Origin of the sequence: Citrobacter sp. On2M (assembly GCF_018035235.1) — a bacterium.
Taxonomy (GTDB): Bacteria; Pseudomonadota; Gammaproteobacteria; order Enterobacterales; family Enterobacteriaceae; genus Citrobacter; species Citrobacter meridianamericanus.
Genome location: NZ_WPCV01000005.1, coordinates 445,770 through 470,749, shown reverse-complemented (window position 1 = coordinate 470,749; position 24,980 = coordinate 445,770). Strand labels below are relative to the sequence as shown.

The 24,980-nt window shown below is 44.2% G+C and carries 20 protein-coding genes and 3 pseudogenes; 18 read left to right on the top strand and 5 right to left on the bottom strand.

Annotated features, from left to right (window positions below; all coding sequences use genetic code 11):
- Positions 1 to 4 precede the first annotated feature (4 nt).
- The 8 genes and pseudogenes from On2M_RS20190 to On2M_RS24450 all read left to right on the top strand — a co-directional run bounded on the left by On2M_RS20190 (position 5) and on the right by On2M_RS24450 (position 9,871).
- Positions 5 to 406, top strand: a complete 402-nt coding sequence (locus On2M_RS20190) for a hypothetical protein (protein WP_210905361.1) — start codon at positions 5 to 7, stop codon at positions 404 to 406.
- 54 nt (positions 407 to 460) lie between these two features.
- Complete coding sequence (gene vgrG / locus On2M_RS20185) at positions 461 to 2,986, top strand: type VI secretion system tip protein VgrG (protein WP_210905360.1); 2,526 nt, start codon at positions 461 to 463, stop codon at positions 2,984 to 2,986.
- 23 nt (positions 2,987 to 3,009) lie between these two features.
- Positions 3,010 to 3,684 (top strand): tetratricopeptide repeat protein, encoded by a 675-nt coding sequence (locus On2M_RS20180; RefSeq protein ID WP_210905359.1) that lies wholly within the window; start codon positions 3,010 to 3,012, stop codon positions 3,682 to 3,684.
- 144 nt (positions 3,685 to 3,828) lie between these two features.
- Entirely contained in the window at positions 3,829 to 5,727 is a 1,899-nt protein-coding gene (locus On2M_RS20175; protein WP_210905358.1) for a lipase family protein, read from the top strand.
- Positions 5,724 to 6,476 (top strand): hypothetical protein, encoded by a 753-nt coding sequence (locus On2M_RS20170; protein WP_210905357.1) that lies wholly within the window; start codon positions 5,724 to 5,726, stop codon positions 6,474 to 6,476. The genes On2M_RS20175 and On2M_RS20170 overlap by 4 nt, the downstream gene beginning before the upstream one ends.
- A 113-nt stretch (positions 6,477 to 6,589) precedes the next feature.
- Positions 6,590 to 7,342, top strand: coding sequence for a hypothetical protein (locus On2M_RS20165; RefSeq protein WP_210905356.1), 753 nt, complete (start codon positions 6,590 to 6,592; stop codon positions 7,340 to 7,342).
- 600 nt (positions 7,343 to 7,942) lie between these two features.
- Positions 7,943 to 8,716 (top strand): annotated as a pseudogene (locus On2M_RS24455) (phage late control D family protein); the annotation flags it as partial.
- Positions 8,717 to 8,728: 12 nt separating this feature from the next.
- Complete coding sequence (locus On2M_RS24450) at positions 8,729 to 9,871, top strand: VasL domain-containing protein (protein WP_348772790.1); 1,143 nt, start codon at positions 8,729 to 8,731, stop codon at positions 9,869 to 9,871.
- A 176-nt stretch (positions 9,872 to 10,047) separates the two neighbouring features.
- On the opposite strand, the gene On2M_RS20150 is transcribed toward On2M_RS24450, so the two are convergent.
- Together On2M_RS20150 and On2M_RS20145 are read right to left on the bottom strand one after the other, a co-directional pair.
- Entirely contained in the window at positions 10,048 to 11,124 is a 1,077-nt protein-coding gene (locus On2M_RS20150; RefSeq protein WP_187258993.1) for a methyl-accepting chemotaxis protein, read from the bottom strand.
- A gap of 609 nt (positions 11,125 to 11,733) precedes the next feature.
- Positions 11,734 to 11,993, bottom strand: a pseudogene (locus On2M_RS20145) (DUF4942 domain-containing protein); the annotation flags it as partial.
- 39 nt (positions 11,994 to 12,032) lie between these two features.
- Here On2M_RS20145 and On2M_RS24380 point away from each other — a divergent pair.
- The 4 genes from On2M_RS24380 (at position 12,033) to On2M_RS20130 (ending at position 15,063) form a co-directional block, all read left to right on the top strand.
- Complete coding sequence (locus On2M_RS24380; protein ID WP_255588854.1) at positions 12,033 to 12,155, top strand: hypothetical protein; 123 nt, start codon at positions 12,033 to 12,035, stop codon at positions 12,153 to 12,155.
- A 463-nt stretch (positions 12,156 to 12,618) separates the two neighbouring features.
- Positions 12,619 to 13,758 carry a cyclopropane fatty acyl phospholipid synthase gene (gene cfa, locus On2M_RS20140; RefSeq protein WP_187253229.1) on the top strand — a complete coding sequence of 380 codons (1,140 nt, stop codon included), beginning with the start codon at positions 12,619 to 12,621 and terminating at the stop codon, positions 13,756 to 13,758.
- A gap of 28 nt (positions 13,759 to 13,786) precedes the next feature.
- A complete protein-coding gene (locus On2M_RS20135) occupies positions 13,787 to 14,725 on the top strand; it encodes a LysR family transcriptional regulator (RefSeq protein WP_151218373.1) in 939 nt (312 codons plus the stop codon).
- Positions 14,726 to 14,781: 56 nt separating this feature from the next.
- Positions 14,782 to 15,063, top strand: coding sequence for a hypothetical protein (locus On2M_RS20130; protein ID WP_151218372.1), 282 nt, complete (start codon positions 14,782 to 14,784; stop codon positions 15,061 to 15,063).
- Positions 15,064 to 15,556: 493 nt separating this feature from the next.
- Here On2M_RS20130 and On2M_RS20125 read toward each other — a convergent pair whose 3' ends face one another.
- The gene (locus tag On2M_RS20125) at positions 15,557 to 16,243 is read right to left on the bottom strand and encodes a DUF1275 family protein (RefSeq protein WP_255588852.1); all 687 of its coding nucleotides are present in this window, start codon (positions 16,241 to 16,243) and stop codon (positions 15,557 to 15,559) included.
- Between the two features lie 231 nt (positions 16,244 to 16,474).
- Between On2M_RS20125 and On2M_RS20120 the strand changes: the two genes are divergently transcribed.
- From On2M_RS20120 to On2M_RS20095, 6 genes are all read left to right on the top strand, one after another.
- A complete protein-coding gene (locus tag On2M_RS20120; protein WP_151218371.1) occupies positions 16,475 to 16,672 on the top strand; it encodes a hypothetical protein in 198 nt (65 codons plus the stop codon).
- Positions 16,673 to 17,689: 1,017 nt separating this feature from the next.
- Entirely contained in the window at positions 17,690 to 18,391 is a 702-nt protein-coding gene (locus tag On2M_RS20115) for a sigma factor-like helix-turn-helix DNA-binding protein (RefSeq protein WP_151218370.1), read from the top strand.
- A gap of 140 nt (positions 18,392 to 18,531) precedes the next feature.
- Complete coding sequence (locus On2M_RS20110; RefSeq protein WP_151218369.1) at positions 18,532 to 19,383, top strand: fimbria/pilus periplasmic chaperone; 852 nt, start codon at positions 18,532 to 18,534, stop codon at positions 19,381 to 19,383.
- Between the two features lie 14 nt (positions 19,384 to 19,397).
- The gene (locus tag On2M_RS20105; RefSeq protein WP_210905355.1) at positions 19,398 to 21,986 is read left to right on the top strand and encodes a fimbria/pilus outer membrane usher protein; all 2,589 of its coding nucleotides are present in this window, start codon (positions 19,398 to 19,400) and stop codon (positions 21,984 to 21,986) included.
- On the top strand, positions 21,983 to 22,432 hold the full coding sequence (gene afaD, locus On2M_RS20100; RefSeq protein ID WP_151218367.1) for an AfaD family invasin: 450 nt from the start codon (positions 21,983 to 21,985) through the stop codon (positions 22,430 to 22,432). The genes On2M_RS20105 and afaD overlap by 4 nt, the downstream gene beginning before the upstream one ends.
- 97 nt (positions 22,433 to 22,529) lie before the next feature.
- Complete coding sequence (locus tag On2M_RS20095; RefSeq protein ID WP_151218366.1) at positions 22,530 to 23,126, top strand: hypothetical protein; 597 nt, start codon at positions 22,530 to 22,532, stop codon at positions 23,124 to 23,126.
- An 88-nt stretch (positions 23,127 to 23,214) separates the two neighbouring features.
- Here On2M_RS20095 and On2M_RS24300 read toward each other — a convergent pair.
- Together On2M_RS24300 and eno are read right to left on the bottom strand one after the other, a co-directional pair.
- A pseudogene (locus On2M_RS24300) lies at positions 23,215 to 23,298 on the bottom strand (restriction endonuclease subunit M); the annotation flags it as partial.
- 383 nt (positions 23,299 to 23,681) lie between these two features.
- Positions 23,682 to 24,968, bottom strand: coding sequence for a phosphopyruvate hydratase (gene eno / locus On2M_RS20090; protein WP_151218365.1), 1,287 nt, complete (start codon positions 24,966 to 24,968; stop codon positions 23,682 to 23,684).
- Between the last annotated feature and the right edge of the window lie 12 nt (positions 24,969 to 24,980).

The window sequence follows — 24,980 nt, the reverse complement described above, 5'->3', positions numbered from 1 at the left end:
GGTAATGAACTACTGTAAAATAATACTGGTGACGATTGTTTTTATTTCCTTGTCACCGCTGTTAATACCTTGGCCAGATAAATTAGAATATCGGGAAAGCGATTTTTTTGATTACTATTTCTATACTGATGTGGACATCAAGCAGGCTCCAAGGATATCAAATAATTATTACTTTGAATATATTTCTCCTGATGGAAGTACACGGGAAACAAATCTTATTATTTTTTACGGTGGTGATGCGGGCATTATTCGTGATTATCTGACAGGTCTTGGCTTTCATCACTATGATTATATTGATAATGGAAGAGAAGAGCTTTGGATATCAAATGACAACCGTCGATTTACTTTTTCCATTGTCACTAACAAGAAAAAAGATTTAGTCAGTTTAATAAAGATAATGCGTTGAGGGTAAGTTTTCGTTCTGGAAGTGACTCTTTATAAAATTACAGGGGTTAAATATATGGGAATGGATGAATCACTTGGCGGTGGGATGTCATTTATATCTGAAAATACGTTGAATCGTTATCAATTGTATATCCCTTCATGCAAGTCAGTGCTGGATGTTATTAACTTTAATGGTACAGAGGAAATGAGTTCGCTGTATCGATATGTAGTACATTTTTCCAGCCAGGATAAAGACATTGCGGCCGAATCGATACTTGGAAAATCAACGGCATTGACCATGGGAATGGGGAAGTTAAGTGAGTTAACTGCCCGCAAAATGGTACATGGTATTGTGACATCTTTCCATCGTATCAGTGGTTCAAAAGACCAGGCAATCTATCAGATAATCATTGAACCTTTTGTCGCGTTGTTGAAAAACCAATTTCGCACACACCGCTTCTTTATTAATATGTCAGTTCCTGAAGTTGTTACTAAAATTTTACAAGAACATGGTTTAAAAGACTGGGAGTATAATTTTGATTTGGTAATGGAATATCCCAAAAGAGAACAAATTAATCAGTATCAAGAGAGCGATCTGGTTTTTATTGAACGTCTGCTTTCTGAAGTTGGAATTTTCTTCTTCTTCAGGCTTCAACCTGATGCTGGCACTGAGGTCATCTACTTTGCTGACAAACAAAGCGCATGGGAGTTTGGCAAAACATTACCGCTGAATAGCCCTTCCGGAATGAATGACAATGGCATCGACTCAGTCTGGGATATTCAGTTCCAACAGTCTACGGTGCAGGCATCGGTTACTGCCGGGGACTATAACCATCGCCAGGCTCAGAAAATATTATTTTCTGCACAAACTGATATGACTTACGGTGAAGGTGACGGGGTGACTTACGGGGATGTTTACCACTATCGTCCACGTCATCTTGAAACGGGTGATAAGGTTTCGCCATCGCCTGAGACAGGGAATTTTTGGGCGCGTCTGGAACATGAACGTTACCTCTCCTCACAAGCGACAATCACGGGATTATCGACCGATGTTAGCCTCAGCCCGGCTCAGGTCCTGAATATTACGGAATCCACATCTGTCCCAACGCTTCCTGCCAGTGTGCGTAACAACTTGCTGGTTACGGCGGTTTCATTCAGCGCAAGCCGAAAGGAAGCGCTTCAGGTGGTGTTGATGGCGACCGTTTACAGTGAAACCCGCTGCTGGAGACCACCGCTAAAACCTCGGCCAGTGATTAGCGGCACGCTAATGGCACGTGTTTCAAGCCCGAAAAAGAATGATCAATATGCTCATTTAAATCAGAGCGGGCTTTATTGGGTTAAGTTTGATGCGGATCGCGATGATAAACAGCAGGGTTACGAGAGCATGCCAGTTCGTCTGGCCAAACCCTACGGCGGCGACACTTACGGGATTCACTTCCCGCTGATACAGGGCACAGAAGTGGCGGTGGCGTTCCATGAAGGGGACCCGGACCGGCCCTATATCGCGCATGCGCTGCACGACTCCCGGCATCCGGACCACGTGACACAGGCAAACCACACCCGCAACGTCATTCGCACACCCGCGAATAATAAGCTGCGCATGGAAGACAAACGGGGCGAGGAGCACGTCAAGCTCAGCACCGAGTACGGCGGCAAGACGCAGCTGAACCTGGGGCATAACGTGGATGCACAGCGTGCGCTGCGGGGCGAGGGGGCCGAGTTGCGCACGGATGACTGGGTGGCGGTACGCGGCGGGAAAGGGGTTCTGATAACCGCAGAGATGCAGGCGGAAGCCGTGGACCGGATGCTGGAGATGGACGGTGTGATACGTCAGCTTGAACAGGCGTTGTCACTGGCAAGGAGCCTGCAGCGGTCAGCGGAGACGGCAAAGGCAACGGCGGGAGACACAGCGAGCCAGCAGGCGCTGAATGATGCGCTGGAGGAACTGGCTCAGCCGGGTCTTATTCTGCATGCGCCAGTGGGCGTAGGGATGATGAGTGCGAAGGCCGTACGGGTGTCCTCGGGAACGGACAGCGTGGGGATCATGTCGGGGCACAATACGGACATCAGTACCGGCAGGTCATTTACGGTGGCGGCGAGCGATACGGTGAGTCTGTACGCACAGGAACAGGGAATGCAGCTGTATGCGGCAAAGGGAAAAGTGGATATTCAGGCCCAGGACGATGAAATGGGTGTGACGGCGAAGAAAGATATCACGGTGAGCAGTACAGAGGGAAAAATCACCGTGAACGCCAGCGAGGAGCTGTTACTGAGCTGTGGCGGGGCGTATATCCGGCTGAAAGGGGGGAATATCGAACTGGGATGCCCGAAGAATATCCTGCTGAAGTCGGTAAATGTGCAGAAACTGGGAGCCACGAGTCTGAATACTCCTGTGGAGGAATTACCCCGCGGTTTTTGTGAAGGTTTTACTGTTAAAAATAAAGAAACAGGTAAGCCAATTCCTTTTTCTCAATATCGGATTACCACAGGTGAAGGAGATATTTATGAAGGTGTGTCAGATCAATACGGCAAAACACTGCCAATATATACCGCAACCCCAACAAAACTAAAATTAGAACAAGTAAAAAAAGGTAATTCATAAAATGTGGTTTATGAGGTGAGAGTATGAACTATAATAATGTTAATAGATCTTTTGTTGCACTTCTTTCTATTTTTTTTATTGTATCGTGTAAGAGTTATGATGTAAGAATGCTAGAGGCAATGTCTGAGTCAGGTGATCATAAGGCTCAGGGTAATCTTGGCTTTATGTATCAATATGGTTATGGTGTTCGGGCAAATTATAATGAGTCTTTAAAGTGGTATAAACTTGCGGCAAGTGATGGTGATCCTCTTGCTGAAGGTACAGTAGGCAGGCTTTATTTTGAGAAACAAGATTATAAAAATGCTCTTCCCTGGTTTAAAAAGTGTGCCTTGCATGATATCCAATCTGGTACAGAAAGAAAAACAGAACAGACTATTCTGGCTTGTCAGGGAATGGTTGGCACAATGTATTTATATGGACAAGGCGTTCCAGTAAATAAACCGGAAGCTAAAGTATGGCTGAAAAAGGCAGCAGATCAAGGAGAAGGGTCTGCACAATGCTATGTCGGTGATTTTTATTATCTCGATCGAGATTATAAATCAGCCTATCCTTATCTCCAAAGTGCCCTGGAAAAGGGCTGCGCGAATGCAGCAAAATATTTGAGTGATATGTACAATAATGGCTTTTTTGTTGAAAAAGATAGTCAGCGAGCGAAAGAATTATACGAAAAATATCTCCGCCTCAAGAGTTATGACTAGGATGTCATATTCGTTATTTACACAATGAAATTATAAATGACAGGAATTTTAATTCATCCCTGTCATCTGGCTGTGTATTCGACAGATTATGTTTATCTCATCGCAGATATTCTTAACTGAAATAAACGAAAAGGAATTCTAATTATGACAGAAGTGACAACATCTACTCAGTGCAAATACCCTGATTTTTTTATAGAACATGAGGCATTTGATTGGGTAGAGTTCCAGTTAGTGGACGAATTAGGTGATGCCGTAGCCAATATGGAGTGGTTTGCCGAAAATGATGCTACAAGGTGCGGTTTGATTCCACGCTATACTGGCTATAGTGATGCCAATGGAATAATAAAGATTAAAGATATACATCCATTACCTTTGACATTAAAAGTCCAGTCTCAGCCTTTGGTTGATGAGATGGAGAACCGAGCCTTACGATTTGAAAGAGAAGGCTTTAATTCAGAGGTAAAAAAACTCTCCTCTGAGAATAACTATGGATACCAATATATCAGGGTTGGACAACTTTGCAATGTCAGACCAAAACTAGATAAATGGAATGAAATTGTTCTACCAGATTTTCATTTCCCTTTGGATAAAACGTATAAAGGCGTTACCGTTCATGTGGCGGACCTTAATAAACGTACGATGATCGAAATTTGTCCATTCCGTGCATGGACACTAATTTTGCATCATACCGCGAGTTACTCTCTGACCAATGCTTATAACCTGGGCATTATGGCCGATTTGGCTTACAGTTATGACTCCGAAACTGATCGTAATTCGGTGTATGGATTCTTTTGTATTCAATGTCTGGATCTGTCATCTGTTCCTGTTTTTGAAGATGGCAAACATCGATTCCCTGCTATTGTCACCGATGTTCCTTTTCGTGAACGGCATTCTAAACCCATTTTTATGGATACGGCAGATGAAGAGGAAGGGGAAACTCAGCTATTTTATGTTACGACGAAAACGCAGGCGATTGTGGCCTGGCGTGGTACAGAGATGAGTAAGCTCAGTGATTTATGGACAGACGCAAGTTTTATGCCGGTAGAGTGTTTTGATATTGTTCCTGAAGGAAAGATTCACGGTGGTTTTTTACAGGCATACCAGATTGCGAAGAAAAACTATTCTAAGATATTTAAGCAGATTACGGATGATGGAAAAACATTGGAGCTATTTATCTGCGGACATAGTCTGGGAGGTTCGCTTGGGCTGATTCACAGCGCAGAAATAAGAGATCTTAATCCTTTGCTGTATACGTATGGTATGCCCCGGACGTTGACCGCTTCTGCCGTTAAATTTTTAAAAAATCTCACCCATTTCCGTCATGTTAATGATGCTGACACCGTCCCAAGCGTTCCGCCTGATGCGAATCTCGATAACTGGTTTTATGACTTATGGGGGCCGGTAGGTGGCACGCTGGGTTTTTTCTGGTCGGTAATAGAACTCATGCCTCAAGCGCTAGGGTTGAAGTTTTGGGAATGTTTTTGGCATCATGGAAGTATTGCCGTATTTTTTAACACCACCCAAACGACGGAATGGAAGGAGTGTAAAGTACCCAACAACCCTTCTTCATGCCGCAGGATCCGTAAACGACTTCCTGTTGAGACCAGATTGTATTTGGTTCCTGAACTTATTTTAGAGGCCAGCCAAAAGGCGAATGAAGCACAAAAAAGATTTACGCAGTTATTAACAAAGATAGATAAAGAAGACTGGTTTCCTCCCTATACTAACCCTGATTTAGATCATGCAACGAACCTTGGCAGACATTCCATGCCAGATCAATATTTGAGTTATCTTAATAACCAACTTAAAGAATGTACTCAGCCAACGTTGATCATGATGAGGAAAATAAAAAGAGAGAGATTTTTAAAGCAAATGAAAACGTATGAAAATAGTTCCCCAGTGGAAGAGTTTACAAGAAATAGTGCTTTCATTGAAATTCATGATGTAGTCGCATCGACGCTGGATATGACGCGTGGGGTTAAGGGAGGAAATGAAGCTCTGGAATATATAAAACCACTTAACCTTGAGGAGTTTGAACTATGATTGAGAAATATTTTATTTTAACCTTGGTGATTATCTTATCGGGTTGCGTTTCAGAGCGGAACCGGACATTATCTCCACCAGAAGATACCCAATGGGTTACAGTGGGCGTAAAAATACCTGCCGAACTGCTCGTGCTCCCATTGAAGGTAATTTATCGTTCAGAAATATGTAAACGCACCCGACATAATTCATCCGGAGAAGCTTATGAAGTTCCCGGGTATAACTCAATGGAATTTCCGTTATCCCCAAAAGATAGTACAGAGAATTTCTTTGATGTGAAACTTGCCCGGCAAGGCGGGGGGCGTTGTCAATGGCACCTGTCTGTGGCTGATATACGGTTGCAATACAAAAATACCGTACAGTTTGGCCAGGGTACGGAGTCGGTGTTAAAACGCATCAGGCTGGCATTTGATTACCTTGCGGTGAATCAAGGTGGTGGTCATCAAAGAATCAACAGCGATGGTTTAATTTCAAAAGATTATTTTCCATATTTAAGTGAGGGTTTTATTGGTGGTTATGAAAAAAACATATGGATATATGATGGCGAAATGAACGAGCGGTACTCCGCATTAAATATCAATTCTATTATATTTTATCCCCTGTTACATTCAGATAAATTAGTCCGGAGCATAGGCCCGAAAAAGAAAGAGAAAGGAGTTTACGGGACGTTGATTTATCCTGACGGTACGACTGTTCCGAAAACAGAGACCTTCCCTGACATTGACGTATTGAAGCAATTTATAAAATGATGAAGGACAGATAAATCGATTATATTTTCATAAGTATAGTTCTCTTTTTTCATTTCAACCGTTTTAAGTTAACTATCTGTTTATGGATTAAAACTTTGTCGAGGGATTGGTAGATGATATGGAAATATTTATTTTTCGCTCCACTGGTAATCTTATCGGGTTGTGTTTCAGAGCGGAACCGGACATTATCTCCACCAGAAGATACCCAATGGGTCACGGTGGGCGTAAAAATACCTGCAGAACTGGTTGTGCTTCCATTGAAGGTGATTTATCGTTCAGAAATATGTAAGCACACCCGGCATAATTCGTCCGGGGAAGCTTATGAAGTTCCCGGGTATAACTCAATGGAATTTCCGTTATCCCAAAAAGATAGTACAAAGAACCTCTATGATGTGAAACTTGCCCGGCATGGCGGGGGGCGTTGTCAATGGCATCTGTCTGTGGCTAATATACGGTTGCAATACAAAAATACTCTACAGTTTGGTCAGGATGTAGAGTCGGTAGAAAGTAGCATCAGGCTGGAATTTGATTACCTTGCGGCGAATCAAGGTGGTGGTGATCAAAGAATCAACAGCGATGGTTTAATCTCGAAAGATTATTTTCCATATTTAACTGAGGGTTTTATTGGTGGTTATGAAAAAAACATATGGATATACAATGGCGAAATGGACGAGGGGTACTCTGCGTTAAATATCAATTCTATTATATTTTATCCCCTGTTACATTCAGATAAATTAGTCCGGAGCATAGGCCCGAAAAAGAAAGAGAAAGGAGTTTACGGGACGTTGATTTATCCTGACGGTACGACTGTTCCGAAAACAGAGACCTTCCCTGACATTGACGTATTGAAGCAATTTATAAAATGATGAAGGACAGATAAATCGATTATATTTTCATAAGTATAGTTCTCTTTTTTCATTTCAACCGTTTTAAGTTAACTATCTGTTTATGGATTAAAACTTTGTCGAGGGATTGGTAGATGATATGGAAATATTTATTTTTCGCTCCACTGGTAATCTTATCGGGTTGTGTTTCAGAGCGGAACCGGACATTATCTCCACCAGAAGATACCCAATGGGTCATGATGGGAGAACCATGTACTTGAAGAACTGGTCGTGCTGGCGGGGTTATATTAGATGAATATTGATGTGGGGATATTAGTGAAGAAACTTGGTAAGCCGTATCGAGAAATTTATAGCTAAGGCTTATAGGAGTGGCTGTAGCTTACATATTACCAGCTCCAGAACAAAATATTACGGCTTCATTTGATTATAATATTCATTTGTATAAATAATGACTTTTTGTTTATTGGAACATGCCAAAGGAATTCACACTGCGCAGGAAAACGGTTGGATGGGAATGAGTGAGTGTGCTGAGATGTTTTATTAACATCAGGTATTAATAATTTTTGATGTGCTAATTAAGTATGTTAGATGGAATTCTCTTTATTAAACGGAGTTAACGCTATGAATATGGAAATAACATCAGGGCCCACGCTTAACCGCTACAGTTTATCGGTTTCTTCATGCCCGCATGAACTGGATGTGGAACGTTTTGAGGGGCTGGAGCAGTTAAGCGTCCGTTACCATTATTCAGTCCGTTTTACCTGCAGCGCTTCAGAGCTGACTGCCGGTATGTTCCTGAACCAGCCGGCTTTGCTGACCATGAAAGGCGGGGAATTACTGCATGCCCTGCCCGTGAAATTCGTCCACGGCGTCGTGACTCATTTCCGGCGTCTGACGGAGTCGCGCGACCAGGTCAGCCATGAAATCATCATTGAGCCTTATCTCTCCCTACTGGATAAACAGTTCCGCACGCACCGTTTTTTCATAAACAAATCGGTCCCGGAAGTGGTGGGTGAAATCCTGCAGGAACACGCCCTGCACGGCTGGGAGTATGACTTCACGCTGACGCAGAGTTATCCGAAGCGTGAGCAGATAAATCAGTACCAGGAGAGCGACCTGGCGTTCATTGAGCGTCTGCTGGCGGAAGTGGGGATATTTTACTTCTTCACGCTGCAGCCGGATACCCGGACGGAAGTGGTGCATTTTGCAGACCAGCAGAGTGCCTATGAGTTTGATAAACGGCTGACGCTGAACAGCCCGTCAGGAATGAGCGACAGCGGGGCGGATTCCGTCTGGGGGCTGAACATCCTGCACCAGGTGGCACCGGCGGGAGTGACGACAAAAGACTATAACCACCGCGAAGCGCAGAAGGTGCTGCAGTCGGCGAGGGCGGATACCGTCAGTAGAATGCGTAATGCCGGGCTGCTGGGACTTGCCGAAGGCGCCGAGCTTCTGGAGGCATTACTGACGCATCACTGGAGTGCAATATGGCCGCAGCAAACCCATGCCCGCGTTGAAATCCTGACATGGCTGTCAGCCCGTTTACAGCAAGAATTGCGTACGTTAACGCTATCCTATGCTGATTTATCCGTGGTGTATCGGGTTGAACAGCGTTTAAAACATGCCTGCGAAGTGCTGCAACGGCTTGAACTGAAAGCGCTGAGTAAACTGGAGGTCGTCGTTACCTGGATGCATAACGCAGCTTTACGCCTGGAGAAGTCAGAAGCGGATTCGGGCTCAGCCGTTTTGATGATTCCGGCTTATGGCTCAACCAATAACGCTGAGATCGCTTTGCCCCAGCTGATCTTTGTGGTGAATGAACCCGCGTCGTCCGGGCAATCAAGCACAGCGGTTTTTGCTACTCAAACCGATCACGGAACCCGACGGATGTGGCTGGGGTTTGTCATCGGAGTTATGGTGACTGCGCTAGTGAGTTCAGGCGCTTATCTTGGTATTACGCATATGCGATCTGACGAATATGCGCTGATCAAGCCATTGCCGCAGGTGTTGACGCCTGAACAATTGTCCACATTGAAGCAATCCTCAGATTTGGGAGAGCGGAAACAGGAATTTTTCGCGGCTGCGCAAGGGCAATTGGATGTTATATCCCGCCAGTCACCTCTGTGGTCGAGGGAATATGCTGCATCATTAGCACAGCAGTTAGCCACCCTGTGGCCGGAAGAATCGCAGACTACGGAATTCACAAGCAGATTACAAAAACAGTTAACTACGGAAGCGTTGCCGGAAAGCGCACTGCAAAACTGGCATCAAGCCCAGCAGGGACTGGAAGCGTTAACCGCTCAGCTAAATGCACTCGACGAGCGCAAAGGGAAATATCTGACGGGGTCTGAGCTGAAATCAGCCATTTTCACTATTCGCCGCCAGCTTGACCAGGCACCGCCTACAGAAGAGTTATTACGTCAAATCGATGAGGAATTAAGCCTACAGGGGAGTGTATCACCTACGTTGTATCAGCAGCTCGATATGCGGCTTAATCAGCTTCTTAATCGCTATGCGCTGCTGAAACAAGATGCTATCCGAGGGAGATAGCACTGGAAATCAGCTATCTAAATATCATTAAAAGAATCAGCGCTTTCACTGATTCTGGCTGATGGCATGAGAAAGATTCCCGGCGATTCAGAAGGTTGGGGCAGTATCCATCAAGTCCTGAGCTATGCAGTTCTTTGCATACTTGCTTGATATGAGCATTCAACCGAGAAATTTCGTCAGGGATTATCACTGGGCGTAAATTTTACAATCTCCCTGAATATTTCACTGCCAAGAATCTCAAGCTGATTCATCACCTCATCACTGGCCAGTTCCATTCTTTTTAATGCCAGGGACATATGCTCGTGATCGCCCGAAACAGAATACTCGACTGCCAGAACGCCGGAGTTATGTAACATTTGATGAGGTTCCTCGAGGTTTTTATATCCGGGCAAATGTGCGTAACATTTTCCGTTATCGCCGTAATACCATTTCCCCAGTCTGCATTGACTGTATGATGTCAACGCTTCATCTAATTTATTCTCTGTAAGTTTTTTATATAGATCTATTTTCCATATAACATGGTCCATTTTAATGATACTTAAAAATAGTAAATTTGATATGTAATCAATAATAGATTTCATTGCGGCTGACTTTTCAATTACGCCTTTAATAGAGCAAACAACTTCGTTTATATGTTCAGTTATTCTTGTGATTATTGCTAATTGCGCTTCGATAGATATATCAACCGTGGATCCATTGTTCTGGAGAGTTTCTGTTTGCAAAAATATATGGTTAGTGCATGTTTTGACATTTTCAGCCAATTGTCTAACTTCTTTAGAGATAACGCTGAATCCTCTTCCTGCCTCACCTACTCGAGCGGCTTCAATCGCTGAATTTATTGCAATTAAGTTTGTATGATTGGCAATTTTTTGTATGTCTTTAATTGCATCATTAATTTCAACCAGTGATGACTTTAGATGAGTCATTTGTTTTTTAATTTCTGATGATTCTTTGCCTGCCTCGTTGAACTCAATCACGAGTGATTCAAGAGAATGCATGGCTTTATTATTCTGCTCGTTTAATTCGATTATTTTATCTTTTTCTGTATTTAATTGTTCATAAGTTGAAATTAACGAGGTTCTTATCAGGTTCAGTGTCGATATGCCAGAAGTGAAATGATGGCAGATAATTTTACTATAATTTTCTGTTTTTTGTTCAGCGAGCGAGGTCTCAGCTTCGATGATGTTGGAGGATTTGTTGTAATTATAGCTATTATTTCTTTTGGCAATCTTAGCGATGATTTTCCTGATCATATCATCAATCCTTTTAATAATATTTTTAGGGGGCAATGATTTTATCCGTTTATCGCTTGGGTTATAGCTTTCGTCAATATGTTTTTGGTTAATTTTATTTAATATATCATAATCTCTTGATGTTCATTTTGTTAAATTACTGTACGGAGTGGGATTGTATTTGGTCGTCCTCATTCTAAATTTAAATTTTTCTCTATTAATATAAGTGTTATCTTTCATCTTAACCAAAATATTCTTTCAATATATCTACGTAGTCTGGCTATGAAGATGGATTACAGCATTTTTTTATAAATTGAAAGAACGCGGGAAGTAGCCAGATGTGACGACATAGAACGATTACATACGCAAAACTGAAATTTGATAACTGCGCGTTAAACTTCAATATTATTAATGTGTTTATAATAATGTTGAAATCCTGACTAGTAATAGATTTTGATGTGCAATCACAGTGGTAATCATGGAGGGATTTTGTTTCATAAAATAAAAACACCCTAATAAGGCCTCGTTTGCATAGCATCAAAATTTAACGGTTGAACGGATGTTTTTACGTCCATTTTAATTATTTCTGGTGGCTGACCGTTTACGGACTCGTAGTGAGCACCAGCACTGGTTAAGACCAAAACCCCACCTGTCCAATTTGATCAACCCGCTAACAATTATTTTCACAGGGGTTATTGGTCCCGTAGTTCCAGCTTCCCCCTGAAGACATTCATTACGTCACGTTCAAATACCTCACCTTTGCTCTGATGCAGTTGCTCAAACGTGCTCAGGATATTCTCTTCACTGACTGAAGGAATATCGTCTTTTTCCAGACTGTTGTACCACTATTCACAGACAGCTGCATCCATCACACTGAGCATGCCGGATTTATGCCATTTATCCGAAAACAGTTTCAGAAAATGCAGGCCATGCAGTCCCTTCGTGCTGGACAAAATCGCCTGCTGATTAAACTGAACAAGCTTTTTGAACGCGGCACCATTTTGCCACTGCAAGTGGTCTATCTGGATAAAACTGTGCCTGGCGCCGCTTGATTTTGATGCGATACAAGTTGGTATAACACTTTCGCTGCGTTTGCCGCCACAGGTTCATTATTAGTGCGGCTGACATGGTGTGACGTTAACCCGTAGTCTTGGCATTATCGTGAACCCGTATGCCCGGCGAGGGCGACGGATGATACACAGGTCAGACTAACAGCGTGCGCTGATAATAATATTTTTAAGTAATCTTACAAATGAAAAAATGTTTTCTTATGTTTCAAGTTTTATCGCAATTTAAAATTATTATGCTAAATAAAGCATTAGCATGTCGATTTTAGTCTTTGAGATATGCTGTCATTGATCAAATAATATGTTGTTATTTTTTAAGCAAACGAGAAAACGATAAGCATATTTTTCGATATTCAAAGCGGAAGTATTCCGTATTGGAATATTTATATTCGTTGATTTTTGTGAGGTCAGTTGCATAACATTCTTTACTGTATTTTAAGGAGATGTAATGAGCAGCACAAAATTAACCAATATTACCCGCAGCCGTAAAATTGTAGACTCATTGTTATATCAATGTGACATCATTATAAATGGCGATAAACCTGGCGATATAAAAGTCCATAACCCCCAGTTTTTTAAACGTGTTTTAAAAGAAGGTTCAATGGGATTAGGCGAATCCTACATGGATGGATGGTGGGACTGCGAGTATCTTGACTCATTTTTTTATAAATTATTAAACAAGCGAATCGATAGCAAAGTTACGGGGAACTTCCATGATGCGGTTTATTATGTTGTTTCCAGGATAATTAATTTACAGTCTATTTCACGTTCCCGAAAAGTAGCCAGAGTACATTATAATCTTGGCAATAATCTCTTCGAATCGATGCTTGACCCATGGATGCAATATTCTTGTGCATATTGGAAAGATGCTTATAATCTCGAACAAGCACAGGTTAAAAAGTTATCGTTAATTTGTGATAAATTAATGTTAAAACCAGGGATGAAGGTTTTAGATGTTGGTTGTGGGTGGGGCGGGTTAGCTTCATTTATAGCTAAGAAATATAATGTTTCTGTAACAGGAATAACGATTTCGGACGAACAAAAGAAACTCGCTGAAGACAGATGTGATGGATTAGATGTCGTGATAGAACTCACCGATTATCGGGAGTTACAAGGAAAGTTCGACAGGATTGTATCTGTAGGTATGTTTGAGCATGTTGGATTGAAAAACTATGATATATTTTTCAAAAAAATGCATGACATCTTAACAGATGATGGATTATTTTTATTACATTGCATTGGTAGCAATCAGTCTGGAGGTGGGGTAGATCCATGGATAAATCGCTACATTTTTCCTAATGGACGTCTGCCTTCCATACAAGAAATCGTATCATGTACCGAAGGACGTTTTATAATGGAAGACTGGCATAATTTCGGTGCAGACTATGATATGACATTGATGGCATGGGACAAAAACTTTCTTGATAACTGGGAGTATAACAAAAAAGATTATGATGAAAGATTTTTAAGGATGTTCCATTATTATCTTTGTTCTTGTGCTGGTGCATTTAGAGCCAGAGAAATTCAGTTGTGGCAAGTATTATTTAGTAAGAATGGAGTCAGAGGCGGACTTCGTGTAGCTCGATAGATTGAATCAGATGTAATACAAGGTTAATATGAATAATACTTATTATCGTTCAATGTTTAACAACTCATACCAAGGGATGGTGGCGCTAGCGACGCTTTTTGATGAGCAGAGTGTCAGCTTTGCTGCGTTTGCACTTGGTATAAGTCAGCCATCAATGAGTAAGTTATTAATGGAGATGAGAAAGGAATTCAATGATTTATTATATATTAAATCAAATAACGTTTACACATTGACGCCAGTGGGTGAAGTATTGTGCTCACTTGTAAAAAATACTATCTATGCAAACCAGTCAATCTTAGAGCAATTAAAGAATGGAGTTAAAAAATCATATAATATAATTTTACCACATTGGTTTAATTTGTACGAAGCTCCTACGTTATTGCAAAAGATTAGAACAAACTATACTGATATTTCACTGAACTTCTACCCACCCTATATCTCTGGTTCTAAAGAAATTCTTGAGAATTTGAAACAAGGAAAGATAGATGTTGCCGTCTGTCATTTCTTTCATGATATACCAGCAGGTTTTCACTCTAACATTCTTGGTTTCTCGGAATTGATTTTTCTATGTAAGAAAAATAACAGCCTGTATGCGAGTGAAATCGATCTTGAAAAAATATGCTCTGCACCACTTCTGGTATACAACATTAGCCCCTATTTATTCAATAGTTTTATTGAGAAAAATGGAATAAACAAAAATACGTTAAATATTCTTATGACGGTGACAAATAACTTTAGACAATGGATTTCGCAACTAACGGACGACGATGTAATCTTAGTTACACTCAGAACGACAGGTGAAGAATTACTGAAAGAAGGAGAATACCGAGAGATCAAATTAAATAATGCAACATCATCTTATGCGTATAATCTTATGTGGCATGAAAGGTCGACAAAAGATCCCGTGCATACTCTGATTCGCGCAGCCATAGTAAATATGAATGGTAATATAGACCTGGAGCATTAATAAATACAATGTCAATTTTAAATTGATGTTGGAAATCATTTTCTAGAGGGTATAGTATGCCATTAACAATCAGTGGATATAGAACCTTTTCTCCATTTAATCCTTCAATACTTGGAGCAATGAGGCAAAGAGCCTATTCTCTTAAAGTTATTGAACCTACGGGTAATGTGATATCTTTTAGTAGTCTCAGTACTTTTTCTAAATTCTTGGGGAAAAATATTTCTTATTTACGCTCACGCGCAATATATGCAGAAATGTTTGTTGGTGATAGTTCGGAAATTATATGGCTCGATGAAAATAAAAATCCCTACACCCTTATATTTACACGAATCAAATAGTTATCATTGTTTTCTGTTATAATATGATCATTATAGCTTCTCATATTATGAGTTTGCTATTATTTAAAATAAACAGCCAGTCATCGCTCCTGATATTAAAATGGATAGGCGTTATTCATTTTTGGATTAGATAACATATCCTATAGGTTGATAATATTAGGATGAATTGAGTTTGTTTTTGTTTAGAAAGGTAATAAGGTTCCCTGAATATTTTATAGATGCTTCTGTTTCGGCGGCCAGTGAATACTCATGTATGCACTGGCTGCTGTTATATTAATGTGTTAACAACCATATTATGCATATATGCAATCATTCCGACTCTCAGGTTTGTCTTCTGAGCATAAAGGTAACTCTTCCCCAGTAAATAATTGCGCGATGTAAACTGCCACCAGGCACTTCAGAGTCACTCTCATATATTCTTACCCTTTGCAACTTACACAGTGATATAGCATTCCCACTTTACTTCATCACAATAATGCTCACTACTGCGATATCATGAAGATTGGGATATATGTAACGACCAGATTTTAACGCAAAACGCAATTAATATCACTAATGGAACTACGAGAGCATAAAAACCAATATATTTATTCAATATTGCAGTAATAAAAGCACCAATAAAAAAATGTAAGATTACCAGGAAGTAATGTAAACTTTCAAATTTTAAATTTGTTTTTTCTTTGCTTTTATTTATCAGAAGAGATTGACATAATTTCGTTATCATTAGTATGTAAACTGATGTCACAACAGAAGTTGATGTTGGAAATTTGGTACCACCGTTTTTAATGATGAAATTTTGAATGTACATAAAGACAAGGCCAATTGTAACTAATGGCATTACGTTAATAGTCGGATGACTTAAAAATAAATTATTTACAATCATATAATTTCCCAGAAGTATGAATGTAATCATCAAAAAACAATTTAACGTAAGGCTTATAGCATAAACATGCCACTGACTTTTTATTTTGCTGATGTATTTATATTCGATAACTTGATGGATCGCACTTATCAAAACCCATATAACAATAATTAAAATATGATAAACAGATTCAAAGTCAAAGTTAAATTTTACGAGTGAAGTTATTCCAAAAACCATGTTTGATGTCATAAACCCTATCAAAGCTTTATATAGATATATGAAGCTCATAACTTCCATACAACCACCTATGTATGACATCAAATAGTGGATCTCATGGTTTGTTGAACGATATATTTTGATATTCATATTCCTCACCAAATACTTGATATTCTTAACTTCATAAAAAATCATCTAATGATAACTCCGGAATGATATTAATTATATCATTTGTTTTATAAATGGTGGAATATTAATATTCCTTGTTCCAATACCTGCTTTAGTGGTAGCGTCAGGTTGTAGAAAATCAATACTGTGTAGAGGTGTCGGAATATGATCAAAACAGCATATATTGTAGAAGATAATGACAAAGCCAGTGTTCTAATAGAACACTCAATTATGAAATCATTTGATGATTCTGAAACAGCAGCATTATGGGCATTTTCGTTAGGTTATAGAGTTTACAAAAAAAGTGTCCTTCATGGAAAAGACTTTTGGGTTAAATACACACCATCTTTCCACAAGGGCTAGATAAGATTTATTATCCTGTGATGTATTCTTGTATAATAAATTTATTGTTTGCTTTGGTCAATGATGTGAAATTTATCTTTCATAGCTTTTTTGTAGTATTTTAAAAATTTATTCATCTTATTTTTATGAGATGAGTATAAATGTTGATGTTTATTATTCCCCCCTTGATAGTCTTAACCAGACGGTTGATATCATTAGTTTCCGTATATTCATTGAGAGGCTTTATCACTGGCCTCTCAACAACCACAAAAATATTTTTATGCTACTGATTTAATTAATATGGTGGATAGTTAAACAAGCCATAATGACGACATCATCGCTATTTTTTTCATAGGAATATTCGTATCAGCTAGCAGAATATAATACCCCCTCCATATATTGTGGGCCGCCAGGACTGAAAAAATACCTTCCAGATGTATTTCAAGCAAAAAAAATCCGGCACGGGAGCCGGATAAAAAAGTAAGATAATTATAATGGGAACTATAGATTTGCTTGTATTGCATGCAGCAGATTATCTCAATTTACGCCAAGTGTCCGCATAACTTTTCTCGCAATTTGTGTCATTTTGTTTCAATGCCATATATAAGAAGAGCCCTGAGAATCTTTTTAAAATAATCACCATTTCAATTCATCTTCCTTCTAAACCACTCCCTCAGTCCATCTTATATTTAACCACCTTAATTACCAGTATATTTTTATGCCGATTAGGGCAACGAAAATGTTTTGTGATTTAAGTCACTTTTTTGTTAATTGGTGATTATTTTGTCATATTTGTATTATCGATCTTATCATCTGATTTCATATTGTTTCATAGATCATAGATCTGACATTCGTATCAATATTGAGAATTTATTTTATTTTCTGCTGAATATGAAAGAAATGTAGATCATAGATCTGTTTTAAATTGATTTGGCAGATCTCTATACTGGGTATTAACAACCTCAACGGAGTTTATTGCTTTTTCCGCCCCCGGCGCGGAAAGGACTTTTATTTACATAAAAAGGGGACCGACGGCCTATGGATACCTCCCGTCATCAGTACCGGCGGAGTTTCGCGCAGGACCTGCAACGACTCTTTCCGGGGCTTACGGTGAAATACACCGACTACTATTACCGACTGACAAACCGCTTTACGCACGATGACCTTATTTTCCTACATCTGCAGGAACCACTGACGGAGTTGACTTTGCACCGAATGATGGCCCTGCGTCGTCGTCAGCCGCCACCTGTATTGTTTGCCGCCCTTATGGATCCGGCTGATGAGGGACGTCGCTGGTTTGCCCGGATATTAGGCTGCGAGATTGTGAATGCTGCCAGCAGTTTCCCTCATATTGCTCTGACATTGAATGCCTATGTCACCGGAGGCGCAGAGCCAGTAGACAGTCCGTTGACCTCACTTAGCGAAGCGGAGTGGTTATCCCTGAAACAGGCGATGTGTGGAATGGGTCTGGGTGAGATTGCACGCCATTACGGTGTGACAACCTCTGCTGTACGTCAACGCGTACGCCATGCGCTGGACAAGCTGGGGATGCCTGGGCGTGTTATGCCGACAGCAATGTTGACACCCGTTACCCGTAATCCAGCCAGCCACCTGACACTGATGGAACTCAGTACTGCTGGACTGAATGATGCGGGCTTCCCGGATATGCAGGAACAGTCCGTACCGGATCATCCTCAGGGGCGGGTCTACCCCTTGAAACTGGCATCAGGTGTTTTCTGAGCCTTCGCTCGGCCAGAATATTTCCGGCTGAGTTTATGTAATTTCATTCCCTTTTTTCGCGCCGCGTCGCGAAAGGGATTTGTGCAGCCTTTTTTCAGACAGCAGGCCGTTGGCAGCGTATTTACGAGGATATTTATCGCATGAGCATAAGGGTGTTTTCCCGTTGCAGTTTACTGTCTTTACGCCCGGTTGCCTTGACCAACCGGGGGATCTTTACCGCCTATTTAGGGCTGGCCGTTATGGTCTTTTGGTCAAATCCTTTTTTCGGAGACGCTCGGGCAGCTCTGCCTATTGAGGGACAAGCTGTCAGGATAAAACCCCAAATCCGTGATTATAAGGTGACGCTGGGAGCGACACGGGTGATATACGACCCGGATAGCCGCGGGGCTGAGTTGTGGATAGAGAACAGTCAGGATTACCCGATGCTAGTCCAGTCCAGAACACTTGATGAAAACCAGAAAGAAAGTGCTCCCTTTGTGGTGACACCGCCGTTGTTCCGCCTTGACGGTAATCAGCGAGGTCGCCTGCGCATTGTACGTACGGGTGGGGAGTTTCCGTCTGACCGGGAGAGCCTGCAGTGGTTGTGTGTTAAGGCCATTCCACCGTCAGGCGGTGATGCCTGGTTGAAGGAGAATAAGAAAGCTGGCGAACCAACCATGCCCGCGGTGGGAATTCAGGTTTCGCTGAACAATTGCATTAAGTTACTAACCCGACCAGCTAGCCTGCATGCCACACCGCTAGATGTGGCCGGTGGTTTGAAATGGCAACGTGTGGGTAATCAGATCCGCGCCCGGAATGACAGTCCTTTTTATATCAACCTGATTTCACTGAAATTAAACGGCGCAGAAGTGTTACAGCCGCACTATATCTCCCCTTACGGCGCGCAAACGTTCAGCGTGCCGGCCGGAGTGGCCAGAGTGAAACGGGTGCAATGGCAGATTATCACTGACAACGGTGGTCAGGGACCAACTTATGATGCCGCCATTAACTGACAGGAGTTCCGGACATGCTGCATTTCCGTCTGTCCTGTGTGGTGGCGCTATCTCTGTCAGGTATCTGGTCCGGTCAGCTCCTTGCAGTACCGTATACCTTTGATCCGTCAATGCTGGACGGTGGTAACTCAATGGTTGACCTCTCTTTGTTTGAAGAGGGGGCACAGATGCCCGGCATCTATCCGGTCAATATCGTGCTTGGCGAAGAGACAGTAGATCGTCGGAACCTGGCCTTTCATCTTCAGCGCGAGCCTGACGGAAAGCGTTCCCTGCAACCCTGTCTGACGGTGGAACAGTTATCGCGGTATGGCATTCGCACGGAGAAATATCCAGGTCTGGCGACAGGAGGAGGAGAAGAAGGTGGCGTGCAGTGTGCACGAATAAACGCTATCCCACAGGGCAGTATGACGTTCGCTTTTTTCCGCCAGCAACTGATTATCAGCGTTCCGCAGGCAGCCCTACGACCCCGTTTTGACGGGATCGCCCCGGAGTCGATGTGGGACGACGGTATTCCTGCGCTGATGAGCGGTTACCAGGTTAGCGTCAACCGGTCACAGCAGACCACGGGCGCAGGCAGCCATATGGATTCGGCTTATTTGCGGCTGACCCCCGGAGCCAACCTGGGCCCCTGGCGGCTACGGAACATCCTCAACTGGCAGCGAAACGGGCAAAGCCCTGGACGCTGGGAGCGGCAGCAGAGCTACGTAGAGAGAGGAATTATTCGGTTGAAGAGTCGACTGACGCTGGGAGAAAGCGCTACCCCGTCGGATGTGTTTGACAGTGTGCCGTTTCGCGGCGTGATGCTCGCAACGGATGAGGCGATGATACCGAGTGCCCTGCGAGAGTTTGCGCCAGCCGTGCGCGGGATAGCCCGGAGTCCGGCGCAGTTGGAGATTCGCCAAAACGGGTATCTGTTGTACAGCCGACATGTTGCTGCTGGGCCATTTGCCGTCACAGACTTGCCCGGAATGATGGGCAGTGGTGACTTGCAGGTCACAGTGGTGGAATCCCAGGGGCCGACGCAGCGGTTCACTGTGCCCTATACCGTACCACCAGTGGCGCTGCGTGCTGGCTATATGAAATACAGCGTGATGGCGGGTCAATACCGCTCCTCAGCAGAAACGGCGGGAGGAGATAGCGGGCGTTCATCTCTGGGCCTGGCGACGCTGATGTATGGCCTGCCGTCGAACGTAACCTTGTATGGCGGGATGCTAGGCGGAGAACGGTACCAGTCCGCATCCCTTGGCGCGGGGCTGATGCTGAGTTATCTGGGCGCGGTATCTGCAGATATCACAGCCACCCGGGGACGATTCCGTGACGGACGGCGTGAAGAGGGAACTGCAATACGGGTGCGTTACAACAAATATCTGGAGGCCACAGGAACAGGTCTGTCGGCTAGCAGTGAGTGGTATCCGACCGGTCGATATCACACGCTTTCAGAAGTGATGGACGATACCCGGGGGGACCTGTCGCCGTTTGATGACGATTTTGGGTGGACGCCACAGCACTTTTCCCCGCGTGACCTTCAGGGGCGGCGTTATGCAACCACCATGCAAGTTAGCCAGACGTTGGGCGAACTAGGGACAATATATGCGTCTGGAAGTCGAACACAATGGCAGGACGGGGAACATGAGGACACGTTGAATACCGGGTATGGCTATAGCTACAGCTGGCGGTACATCAGCATGAATCTGAGCGTCAACTATGTGAGTACCCGTAACCGGAGGGAGAAGATGATGGCGCTGTCAATGAGCGTGCCGTTATCACATTGGCTGGGAGGGTCGCCTTCGGCGAATTATCAGGTCCGTTCCGGAGATGGACAAGTGATCCATTCGGTGGGTATCAGCGGGAGCGGATATGACAGTCGTCTGAACTGGGGTCTGAGCCAGCAGATGTACTCTGGTGGGGAGCGCACGCAAGATGCGGTCCGGGGCCTCAGTGCGGGTTGGACAGGTGGATACGGCAGTGTCTCGGGAAGTTACAGCTACAGTCGCAGCCAGCGTTACATGAGTGCAGAGCTAGACGGCGGAATGTTGATACACCGCCACGGTATCACGCTGGGGCAGACGCCTGGAGACACGACCGGGTTAATAGAAATCCCAGGAGTCGCCGGGGTATCGGTTGGCTATATGCCTGGCGTGCAGACAGACCTCTTCGGTTACACCACAGAGAACACCCTTGCGCCGTACCAGATAAATACAGTCAGTCTGGACGTGTCGACGTTGCCGGAAGATGCGGAGGTGGGACAGACGGATGTGAAGGTGGTGCCGACCCGTGGGGCGGTGATTCGAGCGCATTTTGATCCACGGATAGGTGCCCGCGCACTGATAACACTGACCCGAACTGACGGAATGGCGGTGCCATTTGGTGCATTGGTTTCCCTGGCGGGGACAGCGACAGTAGAGAGCGGTATCACGGGTGACGGCGGGACAGTGTACATGAGTGGATTACCGCCATCAGGGAGACTAACAGCGAGCATGGGAACACATGCCTGTGAGGCATTGTATCAGTTACCAGAAAAACCGGGTGGTGGCGGAGTGTACCGGCTAAAGGCGGTATGTCGAGAGAGTGACCAAAAGGCAATAACGGGAGGGCAGAAATGAGATTCGCGACAGGCCAACTGGTCGCCTGGGGGTTACTGACCGCGCTGCTGCTGGCGATGCTGCCAGTTCGCGCTGAAACGGTAAGAGTGGTACTGCAGATGACCCGTCATACCGTGGCTGGCCCGGTGCGGGCAGGGACAGTACTGGGGCGGGGAGAAATCCGCAGTAGTGTCACGCACAGCGGGTATGCGCTGTGGCTGGATAATGAAACGGACGGCGACCGACCGGGGTGTTACCGGCTGACGGGAAAGACAAAGAGAGCTCATGTCGTGCGCGTGTGCCTGTCGGGTGACGGGTGGTACGCCGGAGATATCAGTCCGGAGCAGCGATGGGTGTACCCAGGCAGCGACAAGCAGGCCAGCTTCATACTGGTTTCGTCTGTTGATCAGACGATTCCTGCGGACACGTATGTGATCCAAGTAAAAGGCGATCTGCGCCAGGAATAAGGCACGTGACGGGCGTGCGAGGGCTGGCAATAGTCAGCGCGTTCATCCCGTCAAATAACGTAGAAAACAGTAAGCATACAACGTAAGGAAAACAGAGATGAAAATACAAAAAACAGTCATGGTCGTTGCACTTCTGTCAGCAGGTCTGATGAGCGGTATTTCGAGCGCCGCGACCTCGTCTGCAGTTACCTGGAACCAAGTCAAAGGTGGAGAACAGCCAATATTATGGGTAGTTAATAAACCGATCGCTTTCTCTTTTACGGTAACCCCCAGCGATATTGTCAGTGTGGACATTGCTGGAGTAGTTAATCTGGGAACCGGCGGCGTTGGTAACTACACAAATGGTCCTCAGGCGGTTGTGGCTACTGCGAAAGGACAGACGTATACAACTTTCCCCGGTGGTAACGTAAACCCTTATGCAGTGGGTTATACCATGCCTGACGGGACTGGGCAGTCATCCGACGAAGCTATGATACTGATATGGGCACCGACTGGAGGCGGTAAAGCACACGAGTGGTCCAAAGCGAAAACCGGAGATGGGGTCGAGACAATTTTCAATAAAGATGAAGCAGGAAGTATATCGGGAATGCTGTATGACATGTCAGGTTCTAGTCCTAAGATGATTACGAATATCGATAAAGTCAAATCAAAGAGTTTCGTTCTGAAACTCGACGTCAGTGCAAACAAGGCCTGATCCCGAGTTAGCTGATTGTCAGTCTGTCGGGCATTTGTCCTGATGGTCCGGGATAAGCATCCTTTACCGGGCCATCAACAGGAATATACCACTGGTCGTATTTGACCAGCCTGCTTACGATGATCTTCTTTCCAAATTTACACGGGCTATTACTTTTGCAATCCCGGCTCATCCGGTAAAACGATTTTGCTGATTCCATTGACTTTTGCCATGGCGGAGTAAAATAGTTTTTCCCATAAACTGTTATTTGCCTGTTACCCACAGCGACTGAACCTGAAGGACCTGGAGCCATTCATTTGTTGGTAATGATTCCCCGAATTTACCTGGCTCCCGGTCAAGGAGGTGACGTATCAGGGGATGGGGGCGGCTTCCGATGAACAGAGCAATTACAACGGCACTGGTATCATCCGGCAGTACGTTAAAAAAGACATCAGCGATCGGGAATACCAGACATGTTGCCAGGATTCCCATTGCTGTTGATAGTATGAGTATTTTTCAGTTCGCAGGACCACCTTAGCCCTTCCCGTATCTGAGCATACGGGAAGGATGACGGAATCAGCGTTTTTTGAAGGCGGTTTTACCGGCAAAGATAGCGGCGTCACCTAATTCATCTTCAATACGCATCAGTTGATTGTATTTCTCAATGCGTTCCCCGCGGCTGGGGGCGCCGGTTTTCAGATGACCGGCTCGCAGGCCGACAGTCATATCCGCAATGAAGCTGTCCACAGTTTCTCCGCTCCGGTGCGAAATAAAGGTTCCCCAGTTGTTATCCTGACACAACTGGACAGCTTCAATAGTTTCACTCAGGGTGCCTATCTGGTTCAGTTTTATCAATGCGGCATTGGCCAGGTTTTCATCGATACCTCGCTGGATATATTTCACGTTGGTCACAAAGATATCATCCCCAACCAGCTCAACTTTATCGCCGAGCGCGCGGTGCAGGATCTGCCAGCCAGCCCAGTCGTCTTCCGCCAGGCCATCTTCAATCAGGACAATCGGGAAATCATTCACCAATTGCTCATAGTAGCGGGTCATTTCGTCGGCGCTGAGTCGGGCATTTTCGGTACGCAGGATATATTTTCCATCGGTGTAGAATTCACTGGAAGCCGGATCCATACAAATAACGATATCTTCGCCCGGGCGGTATCCCGCCTTGTTAATTGCTTCCACGATAAGCTCCAGCGGCTGGCGATTTGAGGAAACAGCCGGTGCAAATCCTCCTTCATCGCCTACACCGGTGGATAAACCTTTTTCCAGCAGAACCTGACGCAGGGCCTGGTAAACCTCGCTACCCCAGCGAATAGCTTCACGTATGGAAGACGCCCCCCACGGTGCAATCATAAACTCCTGAAAATCTGCGCCTTGCCAGCGAGCATGAACCCCGCCGTTAATGATATTCATACAGGGAACTGGCAGCAGATTCGCGCCGACGCCACCCAGATAGCGGTAGAGCGGGGTCGAGGAGAGTTGAGCCGCCAGGCGGGATACTGCCAGCGACACGCCAAGGATCGCATTGGCGCCCAGGCGGCCTTTGTTTTCTGTGCCGTCAAGGGCGATCAGGCAGTTGTCAATTTCCTTCTGGCGGCGTACATCGTAGCCCTGCAGAGCATCGTTAATTTCGGTATTGATACAGCGGACCGCATCCTGGACGCCTTTACCGCCAAAACGGGTCTTGTCACCATCGCGATGCTCGATGGCTTCACGGGAGCCGGTGCTGGCACCGGAAGGAACGGAGGCCCGTGCCATACAGCCACCCACAGACGTCACTTCAACCTCTACGGTTGGGTTGCCACGGGAATCCAGAATCTCTCTTGCGACAATACGTTCAATTTCAAAATTCATAAGTTTGACCTT

Coding starts and splice junctions, on each gene's coding strand:
- On2M_RS20180 (WP_210905359.1), top strand. CDS start 3,010: ATGAACTATAATAATGTTAATAGATCTTTTGTTGCACTTCTTTCTATT.
- On2M_RS24380 (WP_255588854.1), top strand. CDS start 12,033: ATGCAGTCCCTTCGTGCTGGACAAAATCGCCTGCTGATTAAACTGAAC.
- On2M_RS20125 (WP_255588852.1), bottom strand. CDS start 16,243: ATGTCATACATAGGTGGTTGTATGGAAGTTATGAGCTTCATATATCTA.
- vgrG (WP_210905360.1), top strand. CDS start 461: ATGGGAATGGATGAATCACTTGGCGGTGGGATGTCATTTATATCTGAA.
- afaD (WP_151218367.1), top strand. CDS start 21,983: ATGAGATTCGCGACAGGCCAACTGGTCGCCTGGGGGTTACTGACCGCG.
- cfa (WP_187253229.1), top strand. CDS start 12,619: ATGAGCAGCACAAAATTAACCAATATTACCCGCAGCCGTAAAATTGTA.
- On2M_RS20175 (WP_210905358.1), top strand. CDS start 3,829: ATGACAGAAGTGACAACATCTACTCAGTGCAAATACCCTGATTTTTTT.
- On2M_RS20110 (WP_151218369.1), top strand. CDS start 18,532: ATGAGCATAAGGGTGTTTTCCCGTTGCAGTTTACTGTCTTTACGCCCG.
- On2M_RS20130 (WP_151218372.1), top strand. CDS start 14,782: ATGCCATTAACAATCAGTGGATATAGAACCTTTTCTCCATTTAATCCT.
- On2M_RS20170 (WP_210905357.1), top strand. CDS start 5,724: ATGATTGAGAAATATTTTATTTTAACCTTGGTGATTATCTTATCGGGT.
- On2M_RS20105 (WP_210905355.1), top strand. CDS start 19,398: ATGCTGCATTTCCGTCTGTCCTGTGTGGTGGCGCTATCTCTGTCAGGT.
- On2M_RS24450 (WP_348772790.1), top strand. CDS start 8,729: ATGCGTAATGCCGGGCTGCTGGGACTTGCCGAAGGCGCCGAGCTTCTG.
- On2M_RS20190 (WP_210905361.1), top strand. CDS start 5: ATGAACTACTGTAAAATAATACTGGTGACGATTGTTTTTATTTCCTTG.
- On2M_RS20095 (WP_151218366.1), top strand. CDS start 22,530: ATGAAAATACAAAAAACAGTCATGGTCGTTGCACTTCTGTCAGCAGGT.
- On2M_RS20120 (WP_151218371.1), top strand. CDS start 16,475: ATGATCAAAACAGCATATATTGTAGAAGATAATGACAAAGCCAGTGTT.
- On2M_RS20150 (WP_187258993.1), bottom strand. CDS start 11,124: ATGATCAGGAAAATCATCGCTAAGATTGCCAAAAGAAATAATAGCTAT.
- eno (WP_151218365.1), bottom strand. CDS start 24,968: ATGAATTTTGAAATTGAACGTATTGTCGCAAGAGAGATTCTGGATTCC.
- On2M_RS20135 (WP_151218373.1), top strand. CDS start 13,787: ATGAATAATACTTATTATCGTTCAATGTTTAACAACTCATACCAAGGG.
- On2M_RS20115 (WP_151218370.1), top strand. CDS start 17,690: ATGGATACCTCCCGTCATCAGTACCGGCGGAGTTTCGCGCAGGACCTG.
- On2M_RS20165 (WP_210905356.1), top strand. CDS start 6,590: ATGATATGGAAATATTTATTTTTCGCTCCACTGGTAATCTTATCGGGT.